The organism is Gordonia sp. LMA484 (assembly GCF_058129505.1).
Map to the genome: position 1 here is coordinate 894,556 of NZ_CM176700.1, position 16,054 is coordinate 910,609.

At 66.9% G+C, this 16,054-nt stretch carries 17 protein-coding genes; 13 read left to right on the forward strand and 4 right to left on the reverse strand.

Annotated elements, in window-relative coordinates; genetic code table 11:
• Nucleotides 1–4: 4 nt before the first annotated feature.
• From AC4AMJ_RS04020 to AC4AMJ_RS04030, 3 genes are read right to left on the reverse strand one after another with little or no spacing between them, the layout of a single operon-like run.
• Nucleotides 5–1,957 (reverse strand): S9 family peptidase, encoded by a 1,953-nt coding sequence (locus AC4AMJ_RS04020; protein WP_489901007.1) that lies wholly within the window; start codon nucleotides 1,955–1,957, stop codon nucleotides 5–7.
• Nucleotides 1,954–3,753 carry an N-acetylglutaminylglutamine amidotransferase gene (locus AC4AMJ_RS04025; protein WP_489917325.1) on the reverse strand — a complete coding sequence of 600 codons (1,800 nt, stop codon included), beginning with the start codon at nucleotides 3,751–3,753 and terminating at the stop codon, nucleotides 1,954–1,956. Before AC4AMJ_RS04025 ends, AC4AMJ_RS04020 begins: the two co-directional genes overlap by 4 nt.
• A gap of 3 nt (nucleotides 3,754–3,756) precedes the next feature.
• The gene (locus tag AC4AMJ_RS04030; protein ID WP_489917326.1) at nucleotides 3,757–6,435 is read right to left on the reverse strand and encodes a glutamate--cysteine ligase; all 2,679 of its coding nucleotides are present in this window, start codon (nucleotides 6,433–6,435) and stop codon (nucleotides 3,757–3,759) included.
• Nucleotides 6,436–6,577: 142 nt separating this feature from the next.
• Here AC4AMJ_RS04030 and AC4AMJ_RS04035 point away from each other — a divergent pair, with 142 nt between their 5' ends.
• Nucleotides 6,578–7,780, forward strand: a complete 1,203-nt coding sequence (locus AC4AMJ_RS04035) for a hypothetical protein (protein WP_489917327.1) — start codon at nucleotides 6,578–6,580, stop codon at nucleotides 7,778–7,780.
• Between the two features lie 50 nt (nucleotides 7,781–7,830).
• Here AC4AMJ_RS04035 and AC4AMJ_RS04040 read toward each other — a convergent pair whose 3' ends face one another.
• Complete coding sequence (locus tag AC4AMJ_RS04040; RefSeq protein ID WP_489896849.1) at nucleotides 7,831–8,307, reverse strand: hotdog fold domain-containing protein; 477 nt, start codon at nucleotides 8,305–8,307, stop codon at nucleotides 7,831–7,833.
• Nucleotides 8,308–9,256: 949 nt separating this feature from the next.
• On the opposite strand from AC4AMJ_RS04040, the gene rpsJ reads away from it, so the two are divergent.
• From rpsJ to AC4AMJ_RS04100, 12 genes are all read left to right on the forward strand, one after another.
• On the forward strand, nucleotides 9,257–9,562 hold the full coding sequence (gene rpsJ, locus AC4AMJ_RS04045) for a 30S ribosomal protein S10 (RefSeq protein WP_003938093.1): 306 nt from the start codon (nucleotides 9,257–9,259) through the stop codon (nucleotides 9,560–9,562).
• A gap of 20 nt (nucleotides 9,563–9,582) precedes the next feature.
• Nucleotides 9,583–10,242, forward strand: coding sequence for a 50S ribosomal protein L3 (gene rplC / locus AC4AMJ_RS04050; RefSeq protein WP_489896848.1), 660 nt, complete (start codon nucleotides 9,583–9,585; stop codon nucleotides 10,240–10,242).
• Nucleotides 10,239–10,895, forward strand: a complete 657-nt coding sequence (gene rplD / locus AC4AMJ_RS04055) for a 50S ribosomal protein L4 (protein WP_489896847.1) — start codon at nucleotides 10,239–10,241, stop codon at nucleotides 10,893–10,895. The genes rplC and rplD overlap by 4 nt, the downstream gene beginning before the upstream one ends.
• A gap of 1 nt (nucleotide 10,896) precedes the next feature.
• Complete coding sequence (rplW, locus tag AC4AMJ_RS04060) at nucleotides 10,897–11,202, forward strand: 50S ribosomal protein L23 (protein WP_489896846.1); 306 nt, start codon at nucleotides 10,897–10,899, stop codon at nucleotides 11,200–11,202.
• Nucleotides 11,203–11,232: 30 nt separating this feature from the next.
• Nucleotides 11,233–12,069, forward strand: a complete 837-nt coding sequence (gene rplB / locus AC4AMJ_RS04065) for a 50S ribosomal protein L2 (protein ID WP_489896845.1) — start codon at nucleotides 11,233–11,235, stop codon at nucleotides 12,067–12,069.
• Nucleotides 12,070–12,089: 20 nt separating this feature from the next.
• Nucleotides 12,090–12,371, forward strand: a complete 282-nt coding sequence (gene rpsS, locus AC4AMJ_RS04070) for a 30S ribosomal protein S19 (protein ID WP_005203946.1) — start codon at nucleotides 12,090–12,092, stop codon at nucleotides 12,369–12,371.
• Complete coding sequence (gene rplV, locus AC4AMJ_RS04075) at nucleotides 12,371–12,781, forward strand: 50S ribosomal protein L22 (RefSeq protein WP_489896844.1); 411 nt, start codon at nucleotides 12,371–12,373, stop codon at nucleotides 12,779–12,781. The genes rpsS and rplV overlap by 1 nt, the downstream gene beginning before the upstream one ends.
• A 2-nt stretch (nucleotides 12,782–12,783) precedes the next feature.
• The gene (gene rpsC / locus AC4AMJ_RS04080) at nucleotides 12,784–13,596 is read left to right on the forward strand and encodes a 30S ribosomal protein S3 (RefSeq protein ID WP_489896843.1); all 813 of its coding nucleotides are present in this window, start codon (nucleotides 12,784–12,786) and stop codon (nucleotides 13,594–13,596) included.
• Nucleotides 13,597–13,598: 2 nt separating this feature from the next.
• On the forward strand, nucleotides 13,599–14,015 hold the full coding sequence (gene rplP / locus AC4AMJ_RS04085; protein WP_004020548.1) for a 50S ribosomal protein L16: 417 nt from the start codon (nucleotides 13,599–13,601) through the stop codon (nucleotides 14,013–14,015).
• Nucleotides 14,015–14,248 carry a 50S ribosomal protein L29 gene (gene rpmC / locus AC4AMJ_RS04090; protein WP_489896842.1) on the forward strand — a complete coding sequence of 78 codons (234 nt, stop codon included), beginning with the start codon at nucleotides 14,015–14,017 and terminating at the stop codon, nucleotides 14,246–14,248. Before rplP ends, rpmC begins: the two co-directional genes overlap by 1 nt.
• On the forward strand, nucleotides 14,245–14,529 hold the full coding sequence (gene rpsQ / locus AC4AMJ_RS04095; RefSeq protein ID WP_489896841.1) for a 30S ribosomal protein S17: 285 nt from the start codon (nucleotides 14,245–14,247) through the stop codon (nucleotides 14,527–14,529). The genes rpmC and rpsQ overlap by 4 nt, the downstream gene beginning before the upstream one ends.
• A 137-nt stretch (nucleotides 14,530–14,666) precedes the next feature.
• A complete protein-coding gene (locus tag AC4AMJ_RS04100) occupies nucleotides 14,667–16,010 on the forward strand; it encodes a cation:proton antiporter (RefSeq protein ID WP_489917328.1) in 1,344 nt (447 codons plus the stop codon).
• Nucleotides 16,011–16,054 lie beyond the last annotated feature (44 nt).

A 16,054-nucleotide genomic window follows, 5' to 3' on the forward strand; every position in this document is an offset into this window, starting at 1 on the left:
GAGCTCATCGAGGCACCCGGCCTCGTGCCGGATGCTCGAATATCCACCCTGCGACGGCCTCGGCCAACCGTTGCTGGTTGTGGCGCTTGACGATCTCATGCCCCTCGTCGTTGAACAGGAGGAGCTCCGCCCTCGCGCCACGGGCACGCAATTCGTCGACGATCTGTTGGGATTCGCTGACCGGTACGTTGGTGTCGTGGGCGCCGTGGATCACCAGAAGGGGCGCACGCACATCGTCGATCCGGTGGATCGGAGACAGGTCCGCCAGCAGCTCGCGATCGGATTCCGGGTGACCGTACTTGGTGTGGGCCGCGACCGCGATCCACGGCTCGGTGTTGCGAAAGAACGACTCCAGATCGCTCATACCGCAGATCGCGATACCCGCTGCGAACATATCCGGGTGGAACGTGAGGCACGCCAACGTGAGATAGCCCCCATACGAGCGTCCCGAGCAGTACACGGCGTCCGGGTCCGCGATCCCTGTCGCGATGAGATGGTCTGCGCAGTCGGCGGCATCGTCGATCCCGGCGTAGCGCCCGTAACGGTCGTCGGCGTGGGAGAACAGCCGTCCATAGCCCGACGATCCACGCACGTTGGGCGCGAACACCGTGACGCCTGCGTCCACGAGCGGCCCGAACAAGAAGTTGTAGTCCGGCCGGGTCTGTGCCTCCGGTCCGCCGTGGAAGTAGATGAGGGTGGGGCCGGCCGCATCGGCACGGTCTGCCCGGAACAGCAACCCCGACAACGGCATCCCGTCACGCGCCGAGAACTCCAGCAATTCCGGACGGAGCCCGCTCGACGGTCCTGCTCCGGCGACCACGTCGTCGCGGACGGCGACGACCTCCCGGGTCGCGGTGTTGACGAGGTGGACCAGCGGTGAATGCTGCGGGCTGGACACGGTGACCGCCACGAGCTTTCCCGCGGCGCTGATGGAGAGGTCGTGGGCCACCTCGCCGGGCAGTTCGATGGGGTCGTGCAGGGTCTGGTCGGGAAGGGTGAGGATCTGTAACTCGCTGCGTCCGTCGATGTTCCACAACATCGCGACCGTGGACTGGTTGTTGCTCACCGCGAATGCGTCGACTCCGGCGCCGGGCCGCTGTGCCAGCACCCGGAATCGCACACCGCCGCGACCCAGCTCGACACCGAGCAGGCGTGGGTACTTGGCATCGAAATCGCTGATCACCAAGGCCTGCACACTGTCGAGGTCGCGCTGCGCGTCCTGTGGCGGACCGACGAACACGAGCGACGGATGGTCGAATCCCTGGTCGAGGATGTAGCCGTCGTCGGTGACCGACCCGGGGTCGTTCGGCAGGAGCGGGGTCATGGTGACCTCGTCGGAACCGGTGTCGACGCGTCGGCGGATCAGCAGCATGTCGCGGTAACCCCGTGGGCCGACGCGGACCAACGTCGCCCCCTTCCACGAGTCGACCAGCGCCCCGCCCACGCGGACATCGAGGGTCACCGACGTCGACGTACCCGGATGAATCCGCAGCGCGTGGGCCGTGCCATCGGGTTCGGTCGCCGTGATCAGGACCCAGTCGGTGTCCCAGCCGACGAGCGACACCGTGCCGAACGGGCGGCCATCGGGTCGCGCGGCGCCGATCCGGTAGGCCGTGTCGTCGTCGGGGTCGGTGGTCACGACCCAGACCTGGTGGTGCTCGCCTCCGCTCGGGGCGATCTCCACGGCCAGCCACTTCCCGTCGGTGGAATGAACGACCTTGCGTACCGGGCCGGTGGCGCGCAGCCGGACCCAGCGCAGTTCGCCCACACCGTCGACCGACAAGGATCGTTGGGCCGCCCGCGGGTAACCCGTTCCGTCGTCGATGATGTAGGCGAATGCGGAGCCATCCGGCGACACCGATGCGCCATAGGTGTGCCATCCGCGGTCGTCGAAGCGGAGCAGATGGGTCGGTGCGGCGGTCTCGGAGGCGGATGGAGTCGGATTGCCGGCGCTCATGGTGCGGTGATTGCCTCCATGGTCTGCAGCCACATCTCCAGCATGGCGAGCTGCCAGAGTTCGTTGGCGTCGAGGGTGGTGCGGATGCCGTTCGGGTCCGCGAACAGACGATCCAGCGCCTCGGGGCGATAGAGGCCACGGTTGACGGCGGTGGTGGAACGCAGCGTGTCCGACACCAGGTCCAGCACCCCGCCCTCGAGATGGCGAATTCCGGGCACCGGGAAGTACCCTTTGGTGCGATCGATGACGGCGGCAGGCAGGAGGGATCGGCTGGCCTGCTTGAGAACTCCCTTGCCACCGTGGGCGAGTTTGAGATCGGGTGGGCACGTCGCGGCGAGCTCGACGAACTCGTGATCGAGGAACGGGACGCGGGCCTCCAGACCCCACGCCATGGTCATGGTGTCGACGCGTTTGACCGGGTCGTCGACCAGCATGATCGTGGTGTCGAGCCGCAGGGCGGCGTCCACGGCGGTGCGGGCGCCCGGCGCGGACTGGTGGGCCAGCGCGAACTCCCAGCTCGGATCGTAGTCGCCGTCGACATGGTATGGCTCGCTGAGTAGTTCGCCGATGGCGTGGTGGCCACGGTCGAAGAAGACGCTCGCGTAGGCCTTGGTGGTCTCGGAACGGTCGATGTCCTGCAAGGGCGGATACCAGGAGTAGCCGCCGAGGATCTCGTCGGCGCCCTGGCCCGACTGCACCACCTTGATGGACTTGCTCACCTCCTGCGACAACAGATAGAAGGCCACGCAGTCATGGCTCACCATCGGCTCACCCATCGCCGCGATGGTGTCGGGAACCGCGGGCAGCAACCGGTCGGTACCGATGTGGATCTTGTGGTGGTCGGTGGCGAAGGTGTCGGCGATCAGATCGGAGTAGGCGTACTCGTCGCCGGATTCGCCACCTGCGGAGTCGAATCCGATACTGAACGTCGCGAGGTCGGTCTGGCCCTGCTCGGCCAGCAGGGCCACCACCAGCGACGAGTCGACGCCGCCCGACAGCAGCACACCGACCGGGACGTCGGCGACCATGCGGCGGCGGACCGCGGTGCGCAGTGAATCCAACACCTCGTGCTGCCAGCGCTGCTCATCCCAATCGGCCCGGTCCGGGTGGGGTTCGAACAACGGTGTCCAGTAACGCCGTTCGGTGCTGCGCCCATCTGGTGTGATGGTCCGGACGGTGGCCGGGGGCAGCTTGCGGATGCCGTTGTAGATGGTGTGCGGCGCGGGTACGACCGAGTGGAAGCTGAAGTAATGGTGCAGTGCGACGCGATCGATCGAGGTGTCGACGTCGCCTGCGCGGAGCAGCGCTTGCACCGACGACGCGAATCGGAGCCGGCCCGGTGTCTCGGCGATGTAGAGCGGTTTGATGCCGAGCCGGTCCCGGGCCAGGGTCACGACTCCGGAGTCGGTGTCGACGACGGCGAAGGCGAACATCCCGATGAGGTGGTCGACACACGCCGGACCCCAGGCGTGAAACGCCTTGAGGATGACCTCGCTGTCGGCGTGGGAGAAGAATCGGTAGCCCTTGGCCTCGAGTTCGCGCCGTAGCTCCCGGTGGTTGTAGATGCAGCCGTTGAACACGAGCGCGAGCGCGAGTTCCGGGTCCACCATCGGCTGGGCTCCACGCTCGGACAGATCGATGATCTTGAGCCGCCGATGTCCCAGCGCAACCGAACCCTTTGCGAAGACACCGGATCCGTCCGGGCCCCGGCGGGTCATCTCGCAGGTCATCGCGTCGACCGCGCCGATGTCCGGAGATGTCGCGTCGAATCGGATCTCACCACATACACCGCACATGTCTCAGTCCTCTCCCAAGCCAACTCCGACGCCCTGGATCCAGGTGTCCTTGCCCCCGCCGCCGCGCGACGAGTTGACGATCAGGCTGCCGGCCGGGGCCACCCTGGTCAGTGCGGCCGGCGCGATGTGCGCACTGACCTCACCTCCCGAATCACGCAGGTGCACAAAGGCCCGCAGGTCGACATGATGAGCATAGAAGCCGTTGCCGTCGAAGGTGGGATGGGTGGACAGCGCCACCACCTCCTGCGCGATGTAGCGCTCCGGCTGCGTCAACAGATCCACCCGCCGTTGGCTGAGCTCCTCCTCGGTGCACTCGGGGCCGATGGTGATGCCGGAACCACCCAGCCCGTCAATGGGTTTGACCACCAGGTGCTCGAGGTTGGCGAGCACGTGGTCGCGCTGTTGCCGTTCAGCGCACAACCACGTGGGCACCTGATCGATCATCGGTTCCTGACCGAGGTAGTACCGGATCATCGCGGGCACGTAGTAATAGATCGCCTTGTCGTCGCCGACTCCGTTCCCCATCGCGTTGACGATGGCGAAGGTGCCCCGGGCCAGCGCGTCGAGGATCCCGGCACGCAGCGGTTGCTCGTCGAAGCCCTTCGACGACAGCAGCATCTCCTCGTCGATCCGCACGAACGCGGTGTTGACCGGCGAGCGCACCGAACCGTGGTGCACGAACAGTCGGCCGGCGTCGGGGCCATCGTCGGCGACCGAGATGTTCTCCGGTGTGGTGAGCAGCAGGCCCGCGCCCTTGGCGAGCAGTTGGTGCTCGAACCACGCCGAGTCCTTCCAGCCGGTGCTGAGCATGATGTCGACGCCGTCGGCGTGGGGGTCGGGCGGCGCCGCGGCGGCGATCGTGTCACCGACCATGCGGGGTACGCCGGCGATCGACATCGTCCCGGGCGGCATGGGGATCTCGGGCAGGAACTGGGTCATCAACGCACGGTTGGACATGGCGTACGCGATTCCGGACGGCAGACGGAGGTTGTCCTCGAGGACGAGGAAACGCCCAGGGCTGGGGGAGACGAGGTCGGTGCCGCAGATGTGCGTGCGGACCCGCTGCCAGGAGGGTATCCGTCCGGTCTGCCGGTACCCCGGAGCAAGGTCGAGGGCTTCGGACGGGATGACGCCGTCGCCGATGATGTTCTGGTCCCCGTACACATCGAGGATGAACGAGTTCAGGGCGAGCGCCCGTTGGCGGAGTCCGGCACCGATGTTCTGCCAGTCCTGCGCGCCGATGTAGCGGGGGACCACGTCGAGCGGGAACAATTGTGCGCGATCCTGGCCGGTGACCCGGAAGGTCACGCCGTCGATGCTCTGTTCGCGTTCGATCTGGTATTGCCGTTTGCGCAGTTCGATCGCGCCGAGTTTTCCAGCCGCGGCGAGGATTTCGTCGTAGCCGGGCCGAGCGAAGGTGTCGGGGGCCACCGCCTCGTCGTAGCACTGCAGTTCCGGCGAGTCCACCGTCGGCACGTCATCGGATCGCTCGACCAGACCATAGCCGTGCAGCAGTCGGCCGCCCGGATCGTCGGGCAGCACCACTTCGGCCAGGGTTCCGGCCGTCTCGCTGATCAACCCGTCGACGACGGCGGTGAGCCGACCGCGGCGCCGGAGCGTGCGCCGCTGTCGCGCCGACGAACTGCCGATCGCGAGGGCCTCGCCGATGAGATCTCGGATGGTCTCCCAGTCGCCGCTCTCCTCGAGCTCGGGTCGTAATGATTCGGCGAGGTCGGTGATGACGTCGGCCGCCGGGCGCGGTGTGGCGTCGTCGACGTCGATCAGGTCGCCCTCCAGGCCGGACCGGGCGGCCTGCCAGATCGCCGCCCGATACAGCGCCGGTGACATCCGCTCGGCGGGCTTTCCGAGACGCTCGGCCTCATGGGACACGATCGCCCGGAACAGTCCGGCGATGACGGTGATCGTGTCCACCGACGGGCAACTGTCGCAGACCCGGAGCTCGAGCGTGCCGACCCGGGCGGAGGGGCGGACGTCGAAGTACACCATGCCGGGGTCGGTGATCACGCCGCTCCCGATCAGTCGGCCGATCTCGGCGTCGTAGTCGGCGGCGGTGTGGACGTCGGGGAACGGGCCGGTGGTGGGCCAGCGCTGCCAGACGAGAGTCCGGACGCTGGCGTATCCGGTGTCCGAGCCGTCGGCCCAGAACGGTGAACTCGCCGACAGGGCGAGCAGCGGAGGGATGTACCGAGCGATCCGGGTTGCGATCGCCACCGCCTCGTCGCGGCTGCGGACATCGACATGTACCTGCGTTCCGCAGATCAGTTGCTCGCGGGCGAGCAACTGATAGTCGGCGAGCATTCGCCGATACCGGGGTGTCTCGGTCACCCGCATCTCGGTGGGTACCGCCAGCGGCACCGACCCGGCGGCCACGACACCCATGCCGAGTGTGCGCGCGGCGTCGACGAGCGCGGACCTGTTCGACCGCAGGTTTTCGCGCAGCTCGGACAGTTGCTGGTAAACCCCGCTGTTGGCCTCGATGACGCAGCGCTGCAGCTCCTCGACGTAGGGGCCGTCGGCGGGGAGGATCTCGAGCAGTTCGGGTGCCCGCGTCGTCAGCTTCGAGGTACGCAGGTCGACCAGGTGGAACTCTTCCTCGACCCCGACCTTGCGGATGGCGGCGGCCCGGTTGCCCAGATCGGCGCACTCGTTTCCGGGCGTCATCATCACAGCCTAGGAGCATCCGCTTGCCACGGCAGGGCAAGCAGCCGCAACGCAATCCGACATTCCGCCCACTTGTGGCCGAGCGGAGGCCAGATCGATCCCGGGGTCATATATTCGGCAGGTCGGAGGAGGTCGGGTACCTATGATCAAACGCGCTTTCCGCGTCGCCATCGCTCTCGTTGTCGCCACCGTGGTGACGGGCCTGCTGACCACGCCGGCGTCGGCCGCCCCGCAGGGCCACGCGCCGGCTCCCGGGTGTGCCTGGCAGATGCGGACCCATCTCGGCGATCTCAATCTGGGCTTCCCGGAGACGAACGCGACCTATTGGGTCACGCCCTATCTGCTGGGAGCGGGTGACTGGATCGAGCTGAACGGCACCTACCCGGATGCGCGGTATTTCTCGTTCAACACCTATGGCACCGGGTTGACCGCCGTGGACTGGTTGCGGGACAGCCGTATTCGGCCGAATCCGGGGAGCACGAACCCATATTCGGGTCAGGGGTCGGGACCGGGCCGGCGCTGGCGGGCGGCCGTGGTGACCCGACCCGCCACTGCGTCGCGCAATGAGTTCTCCGGCCCGTCGGCGGGGCTGCTCATCGAGCGGATCTACGTCCCACACAACGCGGCGTCACCCAACGGTGGTGTACAGCTGCCGACGGTGACGATGCACGTGGGCGGCGGGTCGACGGTGATGGCGCCGTGCGCGAGTTCCTATGCCAGCAACGGCGCACTCGGGGGACTGATCACGGCCGGCCTGAGCGTCCCGCTCGTGGGGGCCGCGAACGCGGCGTTCGCGCCGAACCTGCCGGAGGCGACCTTCGTCAACCCGCGGAGCACCGACGGCCTGCTGGCCAACGGTGAGGGCCGCTACCTCGGCGCCGTCGTCTCTTACCGGCCGGGTCGGGTGGTGGTCATCCGTGGGCGTGCTCCCACCTTCCCCAACACGCGCGCGGGTGTGTCACCGACCGCCGCCACACAGTTGCGCTACTGGTCGATGTGCCAGAACGACCGCGTGCCCCCGTATCCGGTGGTCTCGTGTGCTGCCGACTACCGGACGCGCGTGGACCGGGACGGCTACTACACCTATGTCGTGGCCGCACCCGCCGATCGGCCGACCGGCGACCCCTCGGTGACCTGGATTCCCTGGGGAACCACTGCGGTGCCGCAGAAGGTCCTCATCTATCGCCAGATGCTGCCCGCGGGCGGGTTCTATTCGCGCAGTGTCATGGCGTCGCAGGCGCGCGGCACGAATCCGGCGGCCACGATGGGTGCCTATTACCCGAGCGCACGGTATTGCGACGTCGGCGTTCTGCGTAGCGGCGGCTGGCGGGCCTGCTTCCGGTGAGGCGCCGGCCCGGCGGGTCGGGCCGGCAGGGACAGGACAGTTCTGTCGCGTCAAGCCTGACGTGTCACCCAGGTGGTGATATCGCAGTGAACGACCTCGGTGTCACGCTTGTCGAGGACTCGGACGCTGACGGTGACGTCGGCGCCGTCGGTGATCGCATCGAAGTCCACCGGGTCGACGAGCCGGGCCTCGGCGGTCAGGCGCGTGGTTGCCTTCGCGAGGTACTGGGTGTTCATCGCCTTGGGAATCCACCGGTGGCTCGCCGGGGTGGTGGCCTCCATCAACATCCCCATCGCGGCCTCGGCCAGATTGCAGGCGGCGATCGCGTGGAACGTACCGAGGTGGTTGTGGACGCCGAACCAGTTCGGGCCGCTGACCCGGCAGTAGCCCGGTCGCATCTCGCTGACGAGGGGTAGCACCGTACCGAAGTAGGGCACCCGCGCGACCATGCCCAGAGAGAAGAGGACATCGCCGACGAGGTTGTCCGGCAGTCGGCGACGGAGTGCGTAGGTGGGGGAGAGGGCCATGGGGCGATCTTACTTGTGGGTAAGTTGTCTCGTGACTTCGCGTCGGGAGAGGGCGACTTTGCGTCGACAGAACCCGGAATTTCGTCGAGAGAACTCGGATTCGCGTCGACGGAACCCCTATTCGCGTCGACAGAACCCCTATTCGCGTCGACAGAACCCCTAATCGCGTCGACAGAACCCGGAATTTCGCCGAGAGAACCTGGATCGGGGTGCGTCGGGTTCGTGGCTGGGGCGGTTCTCTCGGCGAAATTCCGGGTTCTGTCGACCTCCGTGCCAAGACCTGGGGTCTTCGGCTCGCCGGGTTCCAAGGCCTAGGGTCTTCGGCTCGCCGGGTGGTGTCGACTGCGGTGCCATGGTTTCGGCTTGCCGGGTTCTGTCACCTCCGTGCCAGGACCTGGGGTCTTCGGCTTGCCGGGTTACAAGGCCTGGGGTCTTCGGCTTGACGGGTTACAAGGCCTGGGGTCTTCGGCTCGCCGGTTGCAAGACCTGGGGTCTTCGGCTCGCCGGGTGGTGTGGACGGCCGTGCCATGGTTCGGCTCGCCGGGTTCGATCGACCGCAACGCACGACCTGGTGAGCGCTTGCGGCCCGGATTTGAATATGCACCCCGACCTGGTGCATACTTGTCGGGTTGCCTTGAGCGGCGGACGCAGGGTTGTCTGCGGCCTCGTTCAGGTGAATGACTCCCAGGCCCCGGATTCCGGGCCAGGGCGTGAAACGCATGCGCCGAATCAGGTTCATGGTCACGACACGCCCGACCGCGGGTGCCGGAGCACAACCGGTTCGCTCCCAGAGCGAACCTACGTACAACGATAGATGAACAGCGTCGATCCCCGAATCTCACGCGGGTGGTCATGTGTCCGCCGACGATCTGTGTCGGTCCCCGTTCGCGGGGCGAGAAGGTCACGCGGTGTTTGTCTGTCGAGAACAACTGACGGAAGAGGACACAGCGTGGCGGGACAGAAGATCCGCATCAGGCTCAAGGCCTATGACCACGAGGCGATCGACGCTTCGGCGCGCAAGATCGTGGAAACCGTGACCCGTACCGGGGCACGCGTGGTCGGCCCGGTGCCGTTGCCCACCGAGAAGAACGTCTATTGCGTCATCCGTTCGCCGCATAAGTACAAGGACAGCCGCGAACATTTCGAGATGCGCACCCACAAACGACTCATCGACATCCTCGACCCGACGCCGAAGACGGTCGACGCGCTGATGCGCATCGATCTGCCGGCCAGCGTCGACGTCAACATCCAGTAGGCGGGGGGCGAGAAGAAATCATGAGTAACCAGAGTGCGACCAAGGGAATTCTGGGCACCAAGCTCGGCATGACCCAGGTCTTCGACGAAAACAACCGTGTCGTTCCGGTGACTGTCATCCAGGCCGGACCGAACGTGATCACCCAGCTCCGTACCGCGGACCGTGACGGCTACACCGCCGTGCAGCTCGCCTACGGCGCCATCGACCCGCGCAAGGTCACCAAGCCGGTCGCCGGGCAGTACGCCAAGGCCGGCGTGACACCGCGTCGCCACCTCGCCGAGATCCGCATCGCGGACGTCTCGGAGCTCGAGATCGGCCAGGAGCTGACCGCGGAGATCTTCGCGGACGGCACCAAGGTCGATGTCACCGGCACCTCCAAGGGCCGCGGCTTCGCCGGCGTCATGAAGCGCCACGGCTTCTCCGGTCTGGGCGCCAGCCACGGCGCGCACCGCGTGCACCGTGCACCCGGCTCGATCGGTGGCTGCGCCACCCCGGGTCGTGTGTTCAAGGGCATGCGCATGGCGGGCCGGATGGGTAACGACACCGTGACCACGCAGAACCTGACCGTGCACAAGGTTGACGCCGAAGCCGGTCTGCTGTTGATCAAGGGCGCGATCCCCGGCCGCAAGGGCGGCATCGTGGTGATCCGTGATGCAGTGAAGGGTGGTGCGACCAAGTGAGCACCGAGACAACGACGAAGCTGACGCTGGACGTCAAGGCCGCTGACGGCTCGACCAACGGCACCGTTGACCTGCCCGCCGACCTGTTCGACGCGCCGGCCAACATCGCGCTGATGCACCAGGTGGTCGTGGCCCAGCAGGCCGCCGCCCGCCAGGGCACCCACGCGACCAAGACCCGCGGTGAGGTCAGCGGTGGCGGCGCCAAGCCGTACCGCCAGAAGGGCACCGGTCGGGCCCGCCAGGGTTCGACCCGCGCACCGCAGTTCGCCGGCGGTGGCACCGTCCACGGCCCGCAGCCGCGTGACTACAGCCAGCGCACCCCGAAGAAGATGAAGGCCGCCGCCCTGCGCGGTGCGCTGTCGGACCGCGCACGCAACGAGCGCATCCACGTGATCACCGAGCTGGTGGCCGGGCAGACCCCGTCGACCAAGTCGGCACGGGTGTTCCTCGAGGCGCTGAGCGACCGTCGCAAGTTCCTGGTGGTGCTCGGCCGTGAGGACGACACCGCATGGAAGAGCGTCGCGAACCTGCAGAACGTTCTGCCGATCGCGCCGGATCAGCTCAACACCTACGACGTCCTGGATTCGGACGAGGTGGTGTTCAGCGTCGAGACGCTCAACGCGTTCATCGAGCAGAACAAGAAGGAGGCCTGATATGCCTACGCAGGCTGACCCGCGTGACATCATCCTGGCACCGGTGATCTCCGAGAAGTCCTACGGACTGATCGAGGACAACGTCTACACCTTCCTGGTGCATCCGGACTCGAACAAGACCGAGATCAAGATCGCGGTCGAGAAGATCTTCGACGTCAGCGTCACCAGCGTCAACACCGCCAACCGGCAGGGCAAGCGCAAGCGCACCCGCTTCGGCTACGGCAAGCGCAAGAACACCAAGCGCGCGATCGTGACGCTGTCCGCCGACAGCAAGCCCATCGAGATCTTCGGAGGACCGGTCGGCTGACCGGGACTCGAGAACTGAGGGACTAGAGACATGGCTATTCGTAAGTACAAGCCGACGACCCCGGGTCGTCGTGGTGCCAGTGGCGCAGACTTCGCCGAGGTCACCCGCGATCATCCGGAGAAGTCGCTGGTTCGCCCGCTGCACGGTCGTGGTGGCCGTAACGCGCACGGCCGCATCACCACCCGGCACAAGGGTGGCGGCCACAAGCGCGCCTACCGCCTCATCGACTTCCGTCGCAACGACAAGGACGGCGTCAACGCCAAGGTCGCACACATCGAGTACGACCCGAACCGCACTGCGCGGATCGCGTTGCTGCACTACGTCGACGGCGAGAAGCGCTACATCATCGCGCCCAAGGGTCTGAACCAGGGCGACGTGGTGGAGAGCGGCGCGACCGCCGACATCAAGCCGGGTAACAACCTGCCGCTGCGCAACATCCCGACCGGTACCCAGGTGCACGCCGTCGAGCTGCGCCCGGGTGGCGGCGCGAAGATGGCCCGCAGTGCGGGCGCATCCATCCAGTTGCTGGGCAAGGAAGGCACCTACGCCACCCTGCGTATGCCGTCGGGTGAAATCCGTCGCGTCGACGTGCGCTGCCGCGCCACCGTCGGCGAGGTCGGCAACGCCGAGCAGAGCAACATCAACTGGGGCAAGGCCGGCCGCATGCGCTGGAAGGGCAAGCGCCCGACCGTGCGTGGTGTCGTGATGAACCCGGTCGACCACCCGCACGGTGGCGGCGAGGGCAAGACCTCGGGTGGTCGTCACCCGGTCAGCCCGTGGGGCCAGCCGGAAGGCCGGACCCGTAAGAACAAGGCCAGCGATCAGCTGATCGTCCGGCGTCGTCGTACCGGCAAGAACAAGCGATAAGCACAGGAGGGAGTTAGAGAATGCCACGCAGCCTCAAGAAGGGCCCGTTCGTCGACGACCACCTGCTTGCCAAGGTGGACACGCAGAACGAGAAGGGCACCAAGCAGGTCATCAAGACCTGGTCGCGCCGTTCGACCATCATCCCCGACTTCATCGGTCACACCTTCGCCGTCCACGACGGTCGCAAGCACGTCCCGGTGTTCGTCTCGGACAACATGGTCGGGCACAAGCTGGGCGAGTTCGCCCCCACCCGCACCTTCAAGGGTCACATCAAGGATGACCGGAAAGCGAAGCGCCGGTAATGACTACGCAGACCGATAATCCGACAGCCAAGGCAACCGCGAAGTTCGTGCGCGTGACGCCGATGAAGGCGCGTCGCGTGATCGACCTGATCCGCGGCAAGAACGTCGACGAGGCCCTCGACATCCTGCGGTTCGCACCGCAGTCGGCATCCGAGCCGGTGTACAAGGTCCTCGCCAGCGCCGTCGCGAACGCGGAGAACAACCTGGATCTGGATCGCCGGACCCTGGTCGTCGCCACCGCATTCGCCGACGAGGGCCCCACGCTCAAGCGGTTCCAGCCGCGTGCGCAGGGTCGTGCGTTCCGCATCCGCAAGCGCACCAGCCACATCACCGTCGTCGTCGAGAGCCTTCCGGAGAAGGCGTCGGCCGGCCGCGGTCGCTCGCGTCAGCCGAAGCAGAAGGGAGCCTAGTAGTGGGCCAGAAAATCAACCCGCACGGCTTCCGTCTGGGCATCACCACCGACTGGAGTTCGCGGTGGTATGCCGACAAGCAGTACGCGGAGTACGTGAAAGAGGATGTCGCCATCCGCAAGCTCCTGTCCACCGGACTCGAGCGCGCCGGCATCGCCAAGGTGGAGATCGAGCGCACCCGTGACCGGGTCCGCGTCGACATCCACACCGCCCGTCCGGGCATCGTCATCGGTCGCCGTGGCGCCGAGGCCGACCGGATCCGTGGCGACCTGGAGAAGCTGACCGGCAAGCAGGTGCAGCTGAACATCCTCGAGGTGAAGAACGCAGAGTCCGAGGCCCAGCTGGTGGCCCAGGGCGTCGCCGAGCAGCTGAGCAACCGTGTGGCGTTCCGTCGCGCGATGCGCAAGGCGATCCAGTCGGCGATGCGTCAGCCGAACGTGAAGGGCATCCGGGTCCAGTGCTCGGGTCGTCTGGGCGGCGCAGAGATGAGCCGCAGTGAGTTCTACCGCGAGGGACGCGTGCCGCTGCACACGCTGCGCGCCGACATCGACTACGGACTCTACGAAGCCAAGACCACCTTCGGCCGTATCGGCGTGAAGGTCTGGATCTACAAGGGCGACATCGTCGGCGGCAAGCGTGAGCTGAGTGCAGCCGCGCCGGCCACCGAGGACCGTCGTCCCCGCCGGCCCAGCCGGCCCCGTCGCAGCGGTGCTTCCGGCACCACTGCCACGAGCACCGACGCGGGACGCGCGGCGGAGGCTCCGGCAGAAGCGACCGCGGGTGCAGGTGCGGCCACTGAGAAGCAGGAGGGCTGATCATGCTGATCCCCCGCCGGGTCAAGCACCGCAAGCAGCATCACCCCAGCCTGAAGGGCCAGGCCAAGGGCGGCACCAAGGTGACCTTCGGTGACTACGGCATCCAGGCTCTGGAAGGCGCGTACATCACCAACCGTCAGATCGAGTCCGCTCGTATCGCCATCAACCGGCACATCAAGCGTGGCGGCAAGGTGTGGATCAACATCTTCCCAGACCGTCCGCTGACCAAGAAGCCTGCCGAGACCCGCATGGGTTCCGGTAAGGGTTCGCCGGAATGGTGGGTCGCCCCGGTCAAGCCGGGTCGTGTGCTGTTCGAGATGACCTACCCCAACGAGGAGATCGCTCGCGAGGCCCTGCGCCGCGCGCAGCACAAGCTCCCGATCAAGACCAGGATCGTGACCAGAGAGGAGCAGTTCTGATGGCACTCGGAGTTGCTGCGACCGAGCTGCGTGAGCTCAATGACACCGATCTGGTCGATCGCCTGAAAGAGTCGAAGGAAGAGCTGTTCAACCTTCGTTTCCAGATGGCCACCGGCCAGCTCGACAACAACCGTCGTCTGCGGACCGTGCGTCGCGAGATCGCACGTATCTACACCGTGATGCGGGAGCGCGAGCTGGGTCTTGCGTCGGGACCGGAAGGTGAAGACGCATGAGTGAGGACCAGAAAGTGACCGAAACGACGACGCGTAACGACCGCAAGGAGCGGATCGGCTACGTGGTCAGCGACAAGATGCAGAAGACCATCGTGGTCGAGCTGGAAGATCGTAAGAGCCACAAGCTCTACGGCAAGATCATCCGGACCACGAGCAAGGTCAAGGCACACGACGAGAACGAGACCGCCGGTATCGGCGACCGCGTGCGGCTCATGGAGACCCGCCCGACGTCGGCGACCAAGCGGTGGCGTCTGGTCGAGGTGCTGGAGAAGGCCAAGTAAGCCGACTCCCAGCGAGTTACATCGCAACGGCCCGTTCCCCGAGGGGGGAGCGGGCCGTTCGGCGTTTCTGGACCGCCGCGGACCGCCCCGGTGCTGCATAATCCGAGCATGAACGGGGTCGGGTCGGTGGGTGTGCGATGACCGACGCAACAGTGGCCGTCATCTGTCTGCTCCTGTTGGCGTGGGCGGTCCTGTCCCGGCTGTTGACGCGCCACGACGTCACCGGTCCGCTGCTGTTCGTCGCGGTCGGCTACCTGCTCGGCAACCCGGACTGGGGCCTGTTGACGGTCGACGTCGACACGTCGGTGGTCCATACGCTCGCCGAGGTCACGCTCGGCCTGGTGCTGTTCACCGACGCGTCGCGGGTCGACGTGGGTCGACTCCGTCGCGCCGTGCGGCTGCCGGCGCGGTTGCTCGTGTTGGGGCTGCCGATGACGATCGTCCTGGGGACCGTCGGCGCGGAGGTGCTCTTCGACCAGTTCGACTGGGGTCTGGCGCTGTTCGTGGGTGCCGCTCTGGCTCCGACCGACGCGGCACTGAGCGTCGCGGTGATCAACGACGAGCGGATTCCGCGACGTCTGCGGCTGACCCTGAATGTGGAGAGCGGCCTCAACGACGGCATCGCCACGCCGGTGGTGACCCTGGCGATCGCGATCGCCGCAACGGCCCTGGGCGTCGGCGGGGCCGAGGGCATCACGCTCGGGGAGGCGGCGAAGGAGTTGCTCCTCGGCGTCGGCATCGGCCTGGCCGCAGGTGGCCTCGCCGCATGGATCATCAACATCTCCGCGGCCCGCGAGCTGTCGTCGGTGAAGACCCGGCAGATCGCCGCGTTGGCCGCGGCGACCGGTGTCTTCGCGCTTGCCACCGCTGTCGAGGGCAACGGGTTCATCGCTGCATTCGTCGCTGGTATGGCGTTCGGTCACATCATCGAGCGCGACCGTGCCGAGGGAACGTCGGGGCCCCCGCCGGCCGTGCGCGTGCCGAGCAGCGAGCACGACGCATCGACGACGTTGGAGGTACTCCCCGAACTCGTGGGCGAACTGCTGGCACTGGTCGTCTGGTTCCTGTTCGGTGCGACCCTGATCCCACTCGCCGGACACGTCGTCGAGGCCGGTGACCTGCTGCTCATGGCCGGCTACGCGCTGCTCGCCCTCACGGTGTTCCGGATGGTCCCGGTGGCCCTCTCGCTGATCGGCACCGGACTCCCGGGCCGCGACGTACTGCTCATCGGCTGGTTCGGCCCGCGCGGCCTGGCATCGGTGGTGTTCGCATTGCTGGGAGTCGAACAGCTCGGCGACGCTCCGAGCGCGCAGGCCGCGGTCGCGGCCATCGGCGTCACCGTATTGGCCAGCGTGATCCTGCACGGTGCGAGTGCCGGTCCGGTGGCGCGGCGATATCCCCGCGCGGCAGCCGAACATCCCGCCGACGCTGATTCCCCGGCACGTCTGCGTCCACGTGGCGCATATCGGTGGCGGCAGTGAACCTGCCACCGTCCGGACCACGCCGGGTTGGGCGGCATCGGCGG

What these genes read in the sequence shown, in the direction of transcription:
- AC4AMJ_RS04020 (WP_489901007.1), bottom strand. Translation starts at nt 1,957, where the DNA reads ATGAGCGCCGGCAATCCGACTCCATCCGCCTCCGAGACCGCCGCACCG.
- AC4AMJ_RS04025 (WP_489917325.1), bottom strand. Translation starts at nt 3,753, where the DNA reads ATGTGCGGTGTATGTGGTGAGATCCGATTCGACGCGACATCTCCGGAC.
- AC4AMJ_RS04030 (WP_489917326.1), bottom strand. Translation starts at nt 6,435, where the DNA reads ATGACGCCCGGAAACGAGTGCGCCGATCTGGGCAACCGGGCCGCCGCC.
- AC4AMJ_RS04035 (WP_489917327.1), top strand. Translation starts at nt 6,578, where the DNA reads ATGATCAAACGCGCTTTCCGCGTCGCCATCGCTCTCGTTGTCGCCACC.
- AC4AMJ_RS04040 (WP_489896849.1), bottom strand. Translation starts at nt 8,307, where the DNA reads ATGGCCCTCTCCCCCACCTACGCACTCCGTCGCCGACTGCCGGACAAC.
- rplC (WP_489896848.1), top strand. Translation starts at nt 9,583, where the DNA reads ATGAGTAACCAGAGTGCGACCAAGGGAATTCTGGGCACCAAGCTCGGC.
- rplW (WP_489896846.1), top strand. Translation starts at nt 10,897, where the DNA reads ATGCCTACGCAGGCTGACCCGCGTGACATCATCCTGGCACCGGTGATC.
- rplB (WP_489896845.1), top strand. Translation starts at nt 11,233, where the DNA reads ATGGCTATTCGTAAGTACAAGCCGACGACCCCGGGTCGTCGTGGTGCC.
- rpsS (WP_005203946.1), top strand. Translation starts at nt 12,090, where the DNA reads ATGCCACGCAGCCTCAAGAAGGGCCCGTTCGTCGACGACCACCTGCTT.
- rplV (WP_489896844.1), top strand. Translation starts at nt 12,371, where the DNA reads ATGACTACGCAGACCGATAATCCGACAGCCAAGGCAACCGCGAAGTTC.
- rplP (WP_004020548.1), top strand. Translation starts at nt 13,599, where the DNA reads ATGCTGATCCCCCGCCGGGTCAAGCACCGCAAGCAGCATCACCCCAGC.
- rpmC (WP_489896842.1), top strand. Translation starts at nt 14,015, where the DNA reads ATGGCACTCGGAGTTGCTGCGACCGAGCTGCGTGAGCTCAATGACACC.
- rpsQ (WP_489896841.1), top strand. Translation starts at nt 14,245, where the DNA reads ATGAGTGAGGACCAGAAAGTGACCGAAACGACGACGCGTAACGACCGC.
- AC4AMJ_RS04100 (WP_489917328.1), top strand. Translation starts at nt 14,667, where the DNA reads ATGACCGACGCAACAGTGGCCGTCATCTGTCTGCTCCTGTTGGCGTGG.